We start from the raw sequence: 15,458 nt of genomic DNA, 5'->3' as shown, positions 1-15,458 counted from the left end.
AAGAGATACCATGAACAAGCCTCAGGATGACCGTACACCGACCATTTTGCGCAACATCGTTGCCCGCAAGTGGGAAGAGATCGACCAGCGCAAACGCCAGGCATCGCTGGCGGACCTGCGGGCCAAATGCGGAGACCAGCCCCCCACCCGCGGCTTTACGGCCGCCATGGCGAAGCGAATCAAAGCCCAACAGGCAGCTGTCATTGCAGAAATCAAGAAAGCTTCACCGAGCAAAGGGCTACTGCGAGACCCGTTCGAACCTGAGGTTATTGCCTGCAGCTACGAGGAAGCCGGTGCCGCCTGCCTTTCAGTGCTCACCGACCAGGATTTCTTCCAGGGCCACGAGGACTACCTGACCGCCGCACGCAATGCCTGCAGCCTGCCGGTTATCCGCAAGGACTTCATGGTGGCGCCCTATCAGATCTACGAAAGCCGGGCACTCAACGCCGACTGCATCCTGCTCATTGCCGCCTGCCTGGATCGCAACCAGATGCAGGAGCTCGAAGGCATCGCCCATGAAATCGGGCTGGATGTACTGGTCGAGGTCCATAATGGTGAGGAGCTTGAAGACGCCCTCACCCTCCGGACGCCACTGGTGGGCATCAACAATCGCAACCTGCATACCTTCGAGGTTTCTCTAGACACCACCTTCGAACTGCACGGGCGTATCCCGTCCGGCCGGCTGACGGTAACCGAGAGCGGCATCCTGACCCGGGACGATGTGGAGACACTGACCACCAGGGGCATTTTCGGCTTCCTGGTGGGGGAATCGTTCATGCGGGCCCCCGATCCCGGCCAGAAGCTCCGGGAGTTGTTCAGCTAAGCGTCCTTTGAGAAACGACAGGCGGACCAAGAGTGGGCTTTGAGCCGCTTTTGGTCTCACCCATAGAATTGGGCTTAAACCCGGGCGGAAGGGCGGCCTTTGATACGGTCATACCAGGCCTGCAGGTTCGCCTGCTCGGGCTTGATACGGATGTTGTTGACCTTGTTGAAATCCACCGTCGTGAATGCATTGATATCCGCCGCAGTAAACTGGTCACCGCAGATGTACTCCCGGTCAGCCAGTTGTTTATCAAGAAAATGGAAGAATTTCTCCACCGTTGTGCGGCACTCTTCGCCCCACTCCTTGATCGGGTTCATCCGGTCCTTGAAGTAGCCGCTGGTGTGCTGGAAGCACATACCCGTTGGCATGAAGAAGTAGAATTCGATCCAGCGCAGCCATTGCTCTACCTGGGCCTTCTCCAGGGGACTGCTGCCCAGCAGGGGCGTCTCTGGGTAGCTCTCTTCGAAATAGCGACAGATCGCCATGGTTTCGGCGATGCAGGTGCCGTCTTCAAGCTCCATCACCGGAACCTTTTTCATGGGGTTCATGGCAGCGTACTCAGGTGTCAGGTTCTCGCCTTTCTGCAGGTCAATCTGAACAAACTCTGCCTTATCCAGCAGCCCTTTCTCGGCCATGAACATGCGGACCCGACGGGGGTTGGGTGCGGTTTTGGTTTCGTAGATTTTCACCGAAGCTGACCTCTTTTTGTTAGGGAACAAACCAATCAGAAGACTGCCGTGGCCCCGCGCCGGCGTCAAGACATTCTGGGCCTCACCAAAGCACCAGCAACTTGCCAGCGAGAGCAAATTCGAATACTGTTTATACATACAGTATTTCAGAGTAACAAACATGCGAACCCGCGGCACCGGCTACAACCCCCACAATCGCTTTCAGGTCCTGGCCTCTGACCGGGCTACAGACGACGGCTGGTATCAGGATCCGGACGATGTAATGTGCCCGGACAGCCTGGCCACCCGGGTTGTCGATGAGCAGGTAAAAACCATCATCAGTCGTAACAGCTCGCCGGATGTGTCATTCGAGCAGTCGATCAATCCCTACCGGGGCTGTGAGCATGGCTGCGTATACTGTTTTGCCCGGCCAACCCATGCCTACTGGGATCTCTCCCCCGGCCTGGAGTTCGAAACCCACCTGATCGCCAAGCCTAATGGCCCCGCCCGGTTAAGGGCCGAGCTGGACAAGACCGGATACCGCTGCTCACCCATAGCCCTGGGGGTGAACACCGATGCCTACCAGCCCATCGAAAAACATCGTGGCATCACCCGGGCCCTGCTGGAGGTACTGAAAGAATACCGGCACCCGGTAACTATCATTACCAAGGGCGCCCTGATCCTCCGGGACCTAGATCTGTTGGCGGAACTGGCTGCGGATGGCCTCTGTTCCGTGCGGGTAAGTCTCACCACCCTGGACAATCAGCTCAAACGCCAGATGGAGCCCCGCACAGCGGCGCCGGCAACCCGGCTGCGGATTCTGAGGGAGCTGAGCGCGGCAGGTATCCCGACCGGTATCATCATGGGCCCCGTGATTCCCTTCATCAATGACCATGAGCTAGAAGCTATGCTGGAAGCGGCAGCGGGAGCAGGTGCAACCCGCGCCAGCTGGATCATGCTGCGCCTGCCCCATGAAGTAACAGAACTGTTCGAGGAATGGCTGCAGCGGCATTATCCCGACAGGGCTTCCCATGTCATGAACCGGATTCGCGACCTCAGAGGTGGCAAAACCTACGACGCCGACTACAGTCAGCGTATGACCGGCCAGGGCCCCTATTCAGACCTGATCCGCCAGCGTTTCAACGGAAAAATGCGGGCCCTGAAGCTTGACAGGCACGAAACCGAGCCCCTGCGCACAGATCTTTTCCGCCGGCCCTCCGGAGAACAGATGACGCTGATCTAAACCATTGCCTGCAGTTGCATAGAGCATGGGTACCGGCCAATAATCGGGCTCAGATTCACGGCCGGAGGCGAGTCGCCCATGAGCGTAAAACTATTTCAGTTTGCGGTTTCCCATTACTGCGAGAAAGCACGCTGGGCGCTGGACTACAAACAGATCCAGTACGAGTCGATAAACCTGGTGCCGGGCACCCACATAAAAACCATTCGGCAGCTGGCCGATAAGAGTTTGGTGCCGGTACTCGATCACGACGGTCATGTGGTGCAGGGGTCGGCAAGTGTACTGACCTACCTTGACGAACAGTTTGCCGACCGACCCCTGACCCCGGAAGAGCCGGACCAAAAGACGGCCGTCATGGCATGGGAGAGGCGCCTGGACGAACTAGCCGGGCCCGCCGTGCGCTGCTACAGCTACCACCATCTGCTGAAAAGGCCACGCCTGGTTGTGCCCCTGCTGGCCGCCGGTAAGCCCTGGCTGTACCAATGGGGCATGCGGCTCGGTTTCAGCAGAATTGAGGAAGGCATGCGTCAGTGGATGAAAATAAACGATCGGACCGCAGCAGCAGCCCAGGTCACCATGGAAACCATCCTCACTGAGCTTGCTGAGGCCTACCGCCAGAATCCTTACCTGGTCGGTAATCAGTTTACCCGTGCCGATCTGACCGCCGCTGCGTTATTTGCCCCGCTGTTTCAGCCGGCCCGGTATCCTGTACCCTGGCCTGACCAGAAACGGTTGCCTGCCGACATGCAGTGGTGGCTGAACAAGCACGAGACGCTGTTGGCACCTCTCAAAGCCATGTATGAGCAGTACCGCTGACTCTACCCCATACCGGAGTTTCCATGACAGAGCCACTACCCTTTTCCCAGGCCTGCGAGAATAACAAGGAACCCATTCTGCAAGTACTTCGGGAGTGGCTGGACAGCCCCGGTCTTGTACTGGAGCTGGGCACCGGCACGGGGCAACACGCGGTGCACTTTGCCGCCGGCCTGCCGCATCTGGAGTGGCAGCCCAGCGACCGTCCGGAGGTGATTGATAACTGTCGCGCACGCATTGATAACTCAGGCCTCGGTAACCTGCGCCCGCCTGTCAGTCTGGATGTGCGCCAGTCGCCCTGGCCGCTGAAGGCCGCGGATGCGGTCTTCTCTGCCAATACCGCCCATATCATGGCCTGGCCTGAGGTGGAGAGCATGTTTACCGGGGTATCCGGTCTGTTGTCACCGGGCGGCCTGTTCTGTCTGTATGGCCCCTTTCACTATCACGGGGAGGCGACCAGCCCAAGCAACGCTGAGTTTGACGCTCATCTGAAAGCCCAGGGGTCGGGCATGGGCATACGGGATATGGACGAACTGGAGCCGCTGGCCCGCAGCAACCGGCTTGAGCTCGCAGCCGACATTGCCATGCCCGCCAACAATCGCCTCCTGATTTGGCGCCGCCTGCCCTGATCGGGTCTACACTGGAGAGACACTCCAGACCAGGGTAAGGGGGATGCATGGACCATATCGCCTATCAGGACCGCTTGCGTGCGGTATTGATGAACCGGGAAGCCGCGTTTCCGGACACGGAGTTTGACCGCCGCTGCCTGGCCCTGGACCGCCATCTGGACATGGCTGGCCTGGACGCCGTCCTGATCACCCACCCTGCTGACATCTATTATCTGACGGGCTATAACACCTTCGAAGTGTCGGTCTATACCGGCCTGCTATACCAGTCCGGGCGCCGGGTGCTGCAGGTGCCTTCCATTGAGACCGGCCCCGCTGTCGCCTGTGCCCGCTGCGAAGAGATCATTGGCTATCCCTGGGAGGGTCCTGGCGAAATCCTGGGCCCCCTCGCCGACACCCTCGCCAGTATGGGCTCAACCATTGGGCTGGACCTCTGGGGCGCCGGATTGAGGTCCGGTATTGTCGACGGCCTGAAAGCCCGCCTGCCCGATCACCGGTTTGTGGACGCCTCCGGGCTTCTTGCCCCGGTCAGACTGGTAAAGTCCGACCTTGAGATTGCCTGCCTGGAGCGCAGCGCCCGCATAACAGAGATCGGCATCGCCGCTGCCAGAGCCGCTGTCTCGGCAGGTGTTACCGACAATGAAGTGGCGGCTGCGGCCTCCGACGCCATGCTGACGGCCGGCACAGAGTTCATGAGCATGCAGCCCATTGTGGTGGCCGGCTTGCGCAGCAGCATCATCCACACCAATCACCGGCGCTTTGCCATTGCCGAGGGTGAACCCGTGTTCATTGAGGTAGGGGCGGCTTATGAACGCTATACCGCACCTCTGATGCATACACTGGTGGCCGGCAGCCAGGGCCCCGATTCACGCATGCTCCAGGTCGCCCGGATGTGTCGCACCCTCTATGAAACGCTGATCAACGCCATGGTGCCTGGCCATACGTTCGCTGAAGCGGCGGCGAAAGCCGATACTGAGCTGGCTCCCCTGGCAGGGGATATTTTCTTTTCCGGGGTCTACGGTTACTCCGTCGGCGCCCAGTTCCCGCCTTCCTGGGTTGAGGGCACCGGCTTTATAGCCCGGGGCCAGGAAACCCCGTTTGAAGAGAACATGGTCTTTCACCTGCCCTTGTGCCTGCGCATACCCGGGCTGTGGGGCATGGGGTTCAGTGAGACAGTCAGGGTCGGCCCCAGCGGGGGCGTGGCCCTGACACGAAACAGCTGGGTCCTGCAGCAGAGCGACTAGAAATGACCAGAAACTGGCTATCGCCTGACCAGAGCACCTGATCCAGGGGTTGGTCGATTAGCCACCGGATATTCCATACAGATCTCATTAGTCCCGGATATTTCCCGCTAGACTGTGGGCAAAAAAATCAGGGACTGCCATGAATTACAGCGAATACTTTCTTACCGCCATCGATGGCCATCGCATCCCGGTCAAGCGCTGGCGTCCGGCAGAGGCCAGATCGGGGCTGGTTGTTGCCCATGGTATGGCAGAGCATGCCGGACGCTACTCGGCACTTGCGCACTACCTTACTCAATACAGCATTGATGTGTTCGCCATAGAGCATCGGGGCCACGGCAGTCGGTGTCCCGCAGGCGAGCTTGGGCACTACGCCGATAATGGCGGCTGGCAAAAGGTGATAACCGACCTGCATGAACTGGTGGGGCACGCGCGCTCGGAAAACCCGTCCCGGACCCTGGCCCTGTTCGGTCACAGTATGGGCTCGTTCATTGCTCAGGCGTATGCCCAGCAACATGGGGACCGGATTGATAGCCTGACCCTGTCTGCCACCAACCGCATCAACCATGCCCAACTTCGGGTTTCCCGCGCTCTGGTCAGTGTTATCCGTGCCTTAAAAGGGCCCCGCCACGTAAGCCCGCTCATTGAAAGCCTGACCTTCGACGCCTTTAACAAGGCCTTCCGGCCAAACCGCACCAGCCATGACTGGCTAAGCCGCGACACCGGCCAGGTCGATGCCTACCTTGCAGATCCATACTGTGGCTTTGGCTGCAGCGTCCAGCTCTGGCATGACTTCCTCGGCGGGATGCTGGCTATCGACCCCGGACAGTGGCGCAAGGATTTACCCGTGCATATCCTGTCCGGCACCGCTGATCCGGTGGGGGAGATGGGTAGGGGCGTGCGGCAACACATCCGGGTCATTCGCTCAGCGGGGGTTCAGGGCAGCGAGCGCCTGTTCGACGGCGGCCGCCATGAGCTGGTTAACGAGGTCAACGCCAAGGAAGTGTGGGAGCACCTGCTTAAATGTGTGCCCAAGGAACCTCAGGCAGACGAGCCCCGGAACACCGTCGGTGTGCTCGAAAGCTGAAGCTTCCGCTACGACACACCCTATTCCTGATAATGCGGCGTCGGTTGTTTGAATGCAGCGGAAGCTTCAGCTTTCGTGGAGCCGCCAGGCTCCCGGGGAACATGCCACCTTACTGGCACACCGTGGGTGTGCTCGAAAGCTGAAGCTTCCGCTACGACACACCCTATTCCTGATAATGCGGCGCTGGTTGTTTGAATGTAGCGGAAGCTTCAGCTTTCGCGGGGCCGTCAGGCTCCGCAAACACCCTGTTCCGATTGGTCAGCGGGTTCCGTAAACCACCATGGTCTTGCCTTTGACCTGGACCAGGCCCTGCTCCTCAAGGGTCTTGAGCACCCGGCCCACCATCTCCCGGGAACAGCCTACGATCCGGCCAATTTCCTGGCGTGTGATCTTGATCTGCATGCCGTCAGGGTGGGTCATTGCATCGGGTTCCTTGCACAGGTCAAGCAGCGTCCTGGCAACCCGGCCGGTGACATCAAGGAAGGCCAGGTCGCCCACCTTGCGGGTGGTCTGGCGCAAACGCGTGGCCATCTGCTCGCCAATGAAATAAAGCACCCGCGGGTCCTGCTGGGCAATTTCCCGGAACTTTGTGTAGCTGATCTCCGCCACTTCGCACTCGGTTTTGGCTTTTACCCAGGCGCTGCGGGAATCCATGTTGTCGAACAGACCCATCTCGCCGAAAAAGTCACCGGCGTTGAGATAGGCCATGATCATTTCCCGGCCGTCGTCGTCTTCAATAATGACGGTGACCGATCCTTTGACGATATAGAACAGTGAGTCGCTCTTGTCGCCAGCGTAGATAATGGTGCTTTTGGCGGGGTAACGCCTGCGATGGCATTGGGACAGAAAATAGTCCAGGTGTTTGGTCTTTTGCTCAACCGGTTTGACGATAGTGGCCATATGGGGTGCCGTGCCTCCTTAATGCTGTGTATTTCCAGTGTTGTTATTGTGACCCTGCTTTCCATGCGGGTTCGACGTTAGTCGTAGTGTCTGTAGCGAAGCAACTTATAACAAGATGGCCTTACTTCAGCAACCAGAACACAGTATAGAACATAAACATATATTTGCCGCGCCCTCCCCCGGTGCCGTGCATCCGGCTATGTGCTAGCATCCGGGCTAACGTTATCGGGGAGATGCATTGATGAAGGCGACCATCGAATGGGCCGGCGAGGCCAGCTTCAGAGCCACCAGCGGTTCCGGCCATACGGTTCAGTTGGACGGACCGCCGGACCATGGCGGCCAGAACCTCGGCCCACGACCGATGGAGATGTTGCTCATGGGGCTGGGTGGCTGTGCGTCTTTTGACGTTATGAGCATCCTCAGGAAGAGTCGCCAGGATGTTACCGGCTGCCGGGCCGAACTGATCGCTGAGCGTGCTGACGCGGTGCCCGCGGTGTTCACCCGCATCGGCCTGCACTTTATCGTGACCGGACACAACCTGAAGGAAAGCCAGGTAAAACGCGCCGTCAGTCTTTCCGCTGAAAAGTACTGCTCAGCCTCCATTATGCTGGAAAATGCAGGCGTGGAGATCAGTCACAGTCACGAGATCCAGGACGCATCACCTGAGCGTACCTGACCCCCATCCGCAGGTCCTGCCGGGTATTGGCGAGACTTGTGGTACTGCTAAAATGTCCGGCCGGACCTATTCAACGCCCTGATCGGTGTGCATAATACGCAACCTTCCGCCGGCCTGGGCAAAACGTGATCAAAATGACCCTGGCCCCGGTGGCGGCCTCAGTGCCAACTACAAGCTGGCGTGCGCAAGCGGGCATGGCCTTCGTCATTCATCTCCAGAGCTTGGGGGGCTGAGCATGGAATCCAAACTTCAACTCCACGGTTTCAATAACCTGACCAAATCGTTGAGTTTCAATATCTACGACATCTGCTATGCGCAGACGGAAGAGCAGCGCAAGGCCTACATCGACTACATTGACGAGATGTATAACGCCGAGCGCCTGACCCAGATTCTGTCGGATGTGGTAAAGATCATTGGTGCCAATATCCTGAACATCGCCCGCCAGGATTACGAGCCCCACGGCGCATCGGTCACCATGCTGATTGCCGAACATGAGCTCAGCACCGGCTCGCCCGACAACGAAGAGTCCCCCGGCCCGCTGCCCGATACCATCGTGGCTCACCTGGACAAGAGTCACGTAACGGTGCACACCTACCCCGAGAGTCACCCCTACGAGGGCATCAGCACTTTCCGGGCAGACATTGATGTGTCCACCTGTGGCCTTATTTCGCCATTGAAAGTACTGAACTACCTGATCCACAGCTTCGACTCCGATGTGGTCACGGTGGATTACCGGGTCCGCGGCTTTACCCGGGACGTGGACGGCACCAAGCACTACATCGACCACGACATCAACTCGATCCAGAACTACCTGACCGAAGACACCCAGAACGCCTATCAGATGATTGACGTCAATGTGTATCAGGAAAATATGTTCCATACCAAGATGATGCTGAAGAACTTCAAGCTTGATAACTATGTGTTTGGCGTCGACGCCGAGAAGCTGGACCCGGCCGAGGCCCAGTCCATAGAGGAGCGCCTGAAGCGGGAAATGCTCGAGATCTTCTACTCGCGCAACGTGGAGTAACCAGCCGGTTGATCGGCGGGCCACTCAGGCCCGCTGATCTATCAGTTTTTTTGATCAGCCCTTCCAGAATTCTCCGTTTTCATCTTCCGCCATAAACCCGTGTAATGCACCCATACCCTGATATCCCAGGCTTTGGAGGCACTCTACGTGAAAAACATTCTTGTCATAAGCGCCAGTATTTTTGGTCAACAGGGCCAGTCGAGCCAGCTTGTTGAAAAAACCGTCGCCAATCTGCTCGCCCAGCATCCTGAGGCCACGATTACCCGGCGGGACCTGGCAACCGACCCTGTGCCACACCTGACAGGAGAGCGATTCGCCGCGCTGCTTTCGGTAGAAAGTGATCGTACGGAAGACCAGCAAAACGTGCTGGCTTATTCAGACGCCCTTATCAGTGAGATTCGCGACGCCGATGCGGTGGTGCTGGGGGTGCCCATGTACAACTTCGGTATCCCATCGGCCCTTAAAGCCTACTTCGACCATATTGCCCGGGCCGGCGTGACCTTTCGGTATACCGAAAATGGTCCGGTGGGCCTGCTGGAGGACCGTCCGGTCTATGTGCTGGCAGCACGGGGCGGGATCTATGAAGGTACCGCGAACGACTCCCAGACCCCATACATCCGCTCATTTCTGGGATTCCTGGGCCTGAACGGTGTCCAGATTGTGTATGCGGAAGGGCTTAACATGGGCAACAGCCAGAAGCATGATGCACTGACCAAGGCTGAAAGCCGTATTGATGCCCTGACAGCGTAACCCTTCTTGATACCGGACAACCAGGAGGTATGGCATGACACAACGCAGAATTGAACGGGTAATACCCACGATAGAGACATCTGACGGTGCCGGGGTAAAAATTCGTCGCTCCCTGGGCCAGTCCCAGGCTGTCCGACTGGATCCTTTCCTGATGCTGGACGAGTTCGGCTCGGACCAGGCCGCAGACTATATCGCCGGCTTCCCGTCCCATCCCCACCGTGGTTTCGAGACCGTGACCTATATGATCGAAGGCCATATGCTCCACGAGGACCATATGGGTAACCGGGGCAACCTGAAGAACGGTGGGGTCCAGTGGATGACCGCCGGGCGCGGCATTATCCACTCGGAAATGCCGCAACAGGAAGAGGGGATCATGCGGGGCTTTCAGCTGTGGCTGAACCTGCCGGCCAGGGACAAGATGATGGATGCCGGCTATCGCGATATCCAGCCCGAGGACATACCCCGTATCCCGTTCGAGGGCGGACTGATAAAACTGATTGCCGGACGCCTGACGCTCGCCGACGGTGAACACGAAGGTGCCGAGCTGGGCGGTGCCACCTGCCCTCTTTATGCTGACATCCATCTGGATGCGTTTGCCCGGGTAACACTTCCGGTGACGTCGGATCTGGACGGCCTGCTTTATCTCTATGAGGGCAAGGCCGTGCTGGACGATACCGAGCTGACACCCAGCGCCGCCAACGTGCTGTCAGGGGGCGATGAGATACAGCTTGTTGCCGGCGACGGTGGTGCCCGCTTGCTACTTATTGCAGGTCGGCCCATAGGCGAGCCCATTGTGCAGTATGGCCCGTTTGTTATGAACAGCCGCGCCGAAATTGAGCAGGCGCTGGCAGACTATCGCTCCGGCGCTCTCGCCGGCTGAGCCCTGATGTTTTACCAGCTCCCCTTTACCCGACCCGGGGCAGCCTGGTGGATCATGCGAAGGGTTTGTGGGCCATCAGTTCCAGCACCATGGGCCTCATGATGAGGTCCATGGCCAGCGAGAGTTTGGTCCCGGGAATCACCAGGGTGTCGTAACGGGAGATACGGCTGTCTTCAATCATCCGCAGCAGATAGGGAAAATCCACCGCTGACGGCTCCCGGAAGCGGATCACGATGAGGCTCTCATCCTCTGTAGGAACCTCTCGCACTACGAAAGGATTGGATGTGTCCACCAGGGGTATGCGCTGAAAGTTCACATGGGTATGGGAAAACTGCGGCACTATATCGTGCACGTAGTCATCCATGCGATTGATGATGGTCTTCACCACGGCCTCTTCCGAATAGCCCCGGTGATAGGTGTCCCGGCGGATTTTCTGTATCCACTCCAGGTTGACGATTGGCACCACCCCGATCAGCAGGTCGACATACTGGGCTATGTTGTAAGTCTCACCGGTGACCCCGCCGTGGAGGCCCTCGTAGAACAACAGGTCTGTGTCTGCCGGCAGTGGCGCCCAGGGCGTGAACGTTCCGGGCTTGTATCCTGCTGCGATCAGTTCCCTGTCTTCGTCATGCACATAGCGGCGGAACTGACCGCTGGCGGAATGGCCATAATCGTAGAAAAGCGCTTCAAGCTTATCGATGTGGTTAGCGGCAAGGGCAAAGTGGTTGCGTTCACCGAACTGGCCTTTGGCGGCAAGCCGGCTCATCTGTTCCCGGTTGTAGCGGTGAAAGCTATCGCCACTGACCATGGCTGCCTGGATGCCCTCGCTGGCAAAGATCCGGCTGAAACTGTGTCCAGTGGTCGTGGTGCCAGCACCGGATGAGCCGGTAACGGCAATGATGGGATGGCGTCGGGACATAACTTTCCGTGTTCTAAGGTGGTCAGGTCAGACTGCTGAGCAGTCTTGGCTTTTCAATAATATAGCCTTGGGCGTAATCTACCCCTAATAGGCGTAAGGCTTCCAGCGCCTCCCGACTTTCCACCTGGGACGCGATCACCTCTTTGTCCAGATAGTGAGCCATTTCAACCATTGACCGGACCATGGCGTGGTCGGTCTGGCTCGTGGCAATCTGCTGTATAAAGGCGCCATCCAGCTTGATCAGATCCACCGGCAGGCTCCGCATATACTGGTAGGAGGTTGGCCCGCTGCCGAAATTCCCCAGGCAGAAGCGACAACCCAGCTCTTTCATCTCCTCTATGAACTCGGCAACTCCCTGCAGGTTATTGATCGCTGCCGCCTCGGTGATTTCAAACCACAGGCGCTCAATGGGGGCGTCTTTCTGACTCAGCTTGTCGTAGATGAACTCCAACAGGGACTCGTCGTTCAGCGAGTAACCTGACAGGTTGATGCACATGCCACCAAGATGGGCTTCATCCCCGGACGAAGACTGCAGCCAGTCGAGCATGCGTCCGACGACCCACCGATCAACCGCCTGCATACGATCGTAACGTTCTGCCATGCGCACGAGTTCGGCGGCACTGATCAGGTTGCCCTGGTCATCGTACATGCTGATCAGTATTTCATACTGAGTGCCCATGCTGGTTTCCTGGTGCAGGGGAATGATTTTCTGGCACCGCAGCAGCATCCGTTCCTCATCCAGATCGCCCAGGCTGGCCACCTTGGCGGCGATCTGTTCCTGCAGCGCCAGGCCCTGGGCATCCAGGCTGTAGACAGACATCCGGCCACTGCCCTGCTTCTTTGCCGCCTTGCAGGCTTCGTCCGCGGCCCGGTGCCAGCGCTCCGCTGTGGCCAGCGCCGGAAGCGAGGGCGCAAGCCCGGCGCTGGCTGAAAGCTTGTAGTCCCGGCCGGCAAAGGTGAGGTTCAGCTCTTCCACATCCTTGATAATGCGCCCGGTCACATCACCCGCATGCTCCGCTGGCACCAGGAAGCCAAACTCGTTACCCCCCAAGCGTGCCAGGGGCATGCCGTCCCCGACCCGGGTACGTAGGATACCGGCCACCTCCCTGAGCGTCTCGTCACCGGATGCATAACCTGCGGTGTCATTCAGCAGACGGAACTGGCGCAGATCCAGCCTGACCAGCACACGCTCATCCTCGTTCCGCGCCAGTTGCTGCTCCAGCATTCTTTCAAATTCGCGTCGCGCCAGCAGACCGGTCAGCTCATCGTGGGTGGAGGCCCAGGACAGCTGGTCATACACCTTGCGAACCATACGATCGATACTCTCATCAACAAGAGGCCGATCGTACAGAGTGTCCGGAACCAGTATGCCTTTTTGCATCTGGCGGGCCAGGGCTTCCAGCTCCAACTCAACCACCCGCATGCCCTGATGATTTACAAACACAAAGCGGTTAAAGCCACGGGCAATCCAAACCACACGAATATACTGGGGCTGATCCGGCTTTTCCTGGTCACACATCCAGTCGCCGGTGCGTAGCTTCTGGGCCCGGCTGACCCAGCGTTGCAGGCTGCGCCGTTCGCGATCGGCACGTTCGGCCTGGCGGGCATCCTTTTGCCGGAGTGCTGCGGGCACGTCCACCATTTCCACAATGGTTTCCGGCCGGCGTACCAGGAACTGCTTGAGCTCGTCCCTGATCTGCGACGACGGCATATGATTGCTGGAAATGGACGACAGGCCGTCTTGAATGACCCGCAGCAGCTCCGGCAGGTTGATGGCAGCGCCGGAATCTTTGCCGAAGGTAATCAGGGAATCCAGAACGGTCAGATAGTCGTCCCATAAGGGACTATCAGCACCCTGGCGTATCCAGGTCAGGGAAAGCAGATCCCGCCAGCCGGCGTTGAGTAGGCTCATGACTACCCGGGGGACCTGGCGACCTGCAAGTCGGCGATCCAGGGCGTCGGTAACAGCGGCCTTGGACTCCGCCACTTTTTGCGACCCCTCCGCCGCTGCCGTTACCCGTTCTACGTTACGCCGGTAAACCAGGTTCTGCCGGTCGATAAGGGTATCCAGCTCGCCTATGGCGCCCTCGAAGACACGAGTATCCTGCTCAAATTCAGCAGTAATCCTCTGCACCAGTTCGTCAATGCGCCTCTGGATCACAGGATTCATCCGGCCGCCTTTGGCGCCGAGCTGGGCAAGACGGTTCATGACCCCCCGCACGGGGCTGCTCTGGTCATCAAAGAAGGCCCGGTCCCGCAGGACGACCTTCAGGACCGGCACTTCCAGCTTGCGCATCAACTGTTGCGCGGATTCGCTGAGCTTGGGGCTTTCCACGACACTACGGAAGAACCGATCAACCACATCCAGGGTTTCCTGCTGCTCTTCATTCAAAGCCACAGTCCCCGAGGCCTTTACTTTATCGACAACACGCACTTTAAGTGATTGGACATCAGGTCCGGCGTTGTCCGGCTGTAGCTGAAGTTGCTGCAATTCCCGCTGGAACTCTCCAGCCGATAGCCGCCGGGCGGCAAGATCGAATTTCAGTTGCGGTGCCTCGCCCGCTGCGATCCGGCCTGCGGCCAGTGTGCCCAGCAGGTTTCGGACGGTCGCAAAGGCAGACTGGGCAGACCGGAAGTAGGCCTTGAACCCCGACACACTGCCAACAGGCTGTCGGGGCGGTTCGCCGGGCAGGGCGTCCTGAGCCTGCGCCCCTGCGGGCTCGGGGCCTGCCTGGGCACCAGCAACCGCCGAGACTGGGGTGGTTGCGGCACGGACAGGCGTATTCGGCACTTCAGTCGGCGGGACCCGCGGCGAACGTTCGCTCAGGTACTTGCTGAGATCCAGATCCGGTAACACGCCCTGGCGGATAAAGATTTCATTGAGTGACTGGTACAACGGCCCGAGTTCCTGCAGGACGGTGCCTTCAAAAGCCTTGAGGCAGACCTTTTCGGCCGGACGGCTGGCATTAAGATGCTGGAGCCCCAGGTGAAACGTCTCGCAAACGAGTGCCGGGCCCAGGGGATTATGATGGCCGGTCGCGTTGTTGATCGCCAGCTTGTCGAAGCGCATCTTCAGTTGCAGCAGGTCGTGGCGATACAGGGTGTCGGCCTTGGTGACCATGACTTTTATGGTAAGCCAGTCCTCGAACTCCCCCTTGTCGACCAAAGACAATTCAGCCCCTGGTAAGCCTTTGCGAGCCGGTTTCAAAGGCGACTCCAGGGCCTGGATCATCTGTTGCAGAATCGCTTTTTGCCGGACCGGCACCTGGCCTGCCGTGTCCAGATAATCATTAGCCTGCTGGTCACTTGCCGCCCGTTGTCCGGCGGCCTCAAGATCTGCGACCATGCGACCAAAGCAGTCGTCCATCAATGGCTCGATATGCTGAACCACAGCCCGGGCACATTGATGCAGAACGAACTGTATCCGTTCGCTAGGCGGTGTCAGGGCAGAACGCTCCAGGTTCCCATCGGCGCCGCACTGACTCATCATGGCTGCCAGGGCCTTCGGATTCGACTTGCGAAATGCCACCCCCATGGCATTGTCCATCCGCCGGGCGATCTGAACCTCAAGGGTGTGCCAGCTTTTATTGTCCGGACTTCTGAAGCGAACGCGCAGCTCGTCATTACCGGTGCGGGCCAGAAGTTCGTCAAGCTTTCGGGCGGTATCGGGAGAATAGCGAATAAACAGACCTTCCGCGCAAAAGTCCGCGATCTGGCAAGGCCAGGCAGCTTCCTTTGCCATGGCAAGCTGGGCTGCAAGCTTGATCGGCTGTCGAAGACTGGCTCGACGTTCCTTCGGTTCCATTGA

The 15,458-nt window shown here is 58.7% G+C and carries 14 protein-coding genes; 10 read left to right on the top strand and 4 right to left on the bottom strand.

The annotated features are described in order from the left end of the window. Positions 1 to 10 precede the first annotated feature (10 nt). On the top strand, positions 11 to 823 hold the full coding sequence (gene trpC / locus G7W63_RS10645) for an indole-3-glycerol phosphate synthase TrpC (RefSeq protein ID WP_166257243.1): 813 nt from the start codon (positions 11 to 13) through the stop codon (positions 821 to 823). A 74-nt stretch (positions 824 to 897) separates the two neighbouring features. Here the strand turns inward: trpC and G7W63_RS10640 are convergent, their stop codons facing one another. Beyond that, on the bottom strand, positions 898 to 1,512 hold the full coding sequence (locus G7W63_RS10640) for a glutathione S-transferase family protein (RefSeq protein ID WP_166257240.1): 615 nt from the start codon (positions 1,510 to 1,512) through the stop codon (positions 898 to 900). Positions 1,513 to 1,672: 160 nt separating this feature from the next. Here G7W63_RS10640 and G7W63_RS10635 point away from each other — a divergent pair, with 160 nt between their 5' ends. The 5 genes from G7W63_RS10635 to G7W63_RS10615 all read left to right on the top strand — a co-directional run bounded on the left by G7W63_RS10635 (position 1,673) and on the right by G7W63_RS10615 (position 6,498). Next, complete coding sequence (locus G7W63_RS10635) at positions 1,673 to 2,734, top strand: PA0069 family radical SAM protein (protein WP_166257237.1); 1,062 nt, start codon at positions 1,673 to 1,675, stop codon at positions 2,732 to 2,734. A gap of 78 nt (positions 2,735 to 2,812) precedes the next feature. After that, complete coding sequence (locus G7W63_RS10630; RefSeq protein ID WP_166257234.1) at positions 2,813 to 3,547, top strand: glutathione S-transferase family protein; 735 nt, start codon at positions 2,813 to 2,815, stop codon at positions 3,545 to 3,547. A gap of 23 nt (positions 3,548 to 3,570) precedes the next feature. Then, on the top strand, positions 3,571 to 4,173 hold the full coding sequence (locus tag G7W63_RS10625) for a DUF938 domain-containing protein (protein ID WP_166257231.1): 603 nt from the start codon (positions 3,571 to 3,573) through the stop codon (positions 4,171 to 4,173). A gap of 47 nt (positions 4,174 to 4,220) precedes the next feature. After that, entirely contained in the window at positions 4,221 to 5,414 is a 1,194-nt protein-coding gene (locus G7W63_RS10620) for a M24 family metallopeptidase (RefSeq protein ID WP_166257228.1), read from the top strand. Positions 5,415 to 5,553: 139 nt separating this feature from the next. Continuing rightward, positions 5,554 to 6,498, top strand: coding sequence for an alpha/beta fold hydrolase (locus G7W63_RS10615; protein ID WP_166257225.1), 945 nt, complete (start codon positions 5,554 to 5,556; stop codon positions 6,496 to 6,498). A gap of 258 nt (positions 6,499 to 6,756) precedes the next feature. On the opposite strand, the gene crp is transcribed toward G7W63_RS10615, so the two are convergent. After that, positions 6,757 to 7,398, bottom strand: a complete 642-nt coding sequence (gene crp, locus G7W63_RS10610; RefSeq protein WP_166257222.1) for a cAMP-activated global transcriptional regulator CRP — start codon at positions 7,396 to 7,398, stop codon at positions 6,757 to 6,759. 241 nt (positions 7,399 to 7,639) lie between these two features. Between crp and G7W63_RS10605 the strand changes: the two genes are divergently transcribed. The 4 genes from G7W63_RS10605 to G7W63_RS10590 all read left to right on the top strand — a co-directional run bounded on the left by G7W63_RS10605 (position 7,640) and on the right by G7W63_RS10590 (position 10,731). Next, on the top strand, positions 7,640 to 8,074 hold the full coding sequence (locus tag G7W63_RS10605) for an OsmC family protein (protein WP_166257219.1): 435 nt from the start codon (positions 7,640 to 7,642) through the stop codon (positions 8,072 to 8,074). 235 nt (positions 8,075 to 8,309) lie between these two features. After that, the gene (speD, locus tag G7W63_RS10600; protein ID WP_166257216.1) at positions 8,310 to 9,101 is read left to right on the top strand and encodes an adenosylmethionine decarboxylase; all 792 of its coding nucleotides are present in this window, start codon (positions 8,310 to 8,312) and stop codon (positions 9,099 to 9,101) included. 147 nt (positions 9,102 to 9,248) lie between these two features. Beyond that, positions 9,249 to 9,851: an FMN-dependent NADH-azoreductase gene (locus tag G7W63_RS10595; RefSeq protein ID WP_166257213.1), complete on the top strand. Its 603-nt coding sequence runs from the start codon at positions 9,249 to 9,251 to the stop codon at positions 9,849 to 9,851. Positions 9,852 to 9,885: 34 nt separating this feature from the next. After that, positions 9,886 to 10,731: a pirin family protein gene (locus G7W63_RS10590; protein ID WP_166257210.1), complete on the top strand. Its 846-nt coding sequence runs from the start codon at positions 9,886 to 9,888 to the stop codon at positions 10,729 to 10,731. Between the two features lie 52 nt (positions 10,732 to 10,783). Here G7W63_RS10590 and G7W63_RS10585 read toward each other — a convergent pair whose 3' ends face one another. Both G7W63_RS10585 and G7W63_RS10580 read right to left on the bottom strand, forming a co-directional pair. After that, the gene (locus G7W63_RS10585; protein ID WP_166257207.1) at positions 10,784 to 11,650 is read right to left on the bottom strand and encodes a phosphoribulokinase; all 867 of its coding nucleotides are present in this window, start codon (positions 11,648 to 11,650) and stop codon (positions 10,784 to 10,786) included. A 22-nt stretch (positions 11,651 to 11,672) separates the two neighbouring features. Further along, the gene (locus tag G7W63_RS10580; protein WP_166257204.1) at positions 11,673 to 15,455 is read right to left on the bottom strand and encodes a DUF1631 family protein; all 3,783 of its coding nucleotides are present in this window, start codon (positions 15,453 to 15,455) and stop codon (positions 11,673 to 11,675) included. Positions 15,456 to 15,458: the final 3 nt, after the last annotated feature.

This window comes from Marinobacter salicampi (assembly GCF_011074795.1).
Taxonomy (GTDB): Bacteria; Pseudomonadota; Gammaproteobacteria; order Pseudomonadales; family Oleiphilaceae; genus Marinobacter; species Marinobacter salicampi.
Note: the sequence above shows the minus strand (reverse complement) of the source record. Positions and strands in the feature narration are given on the sequence as shown.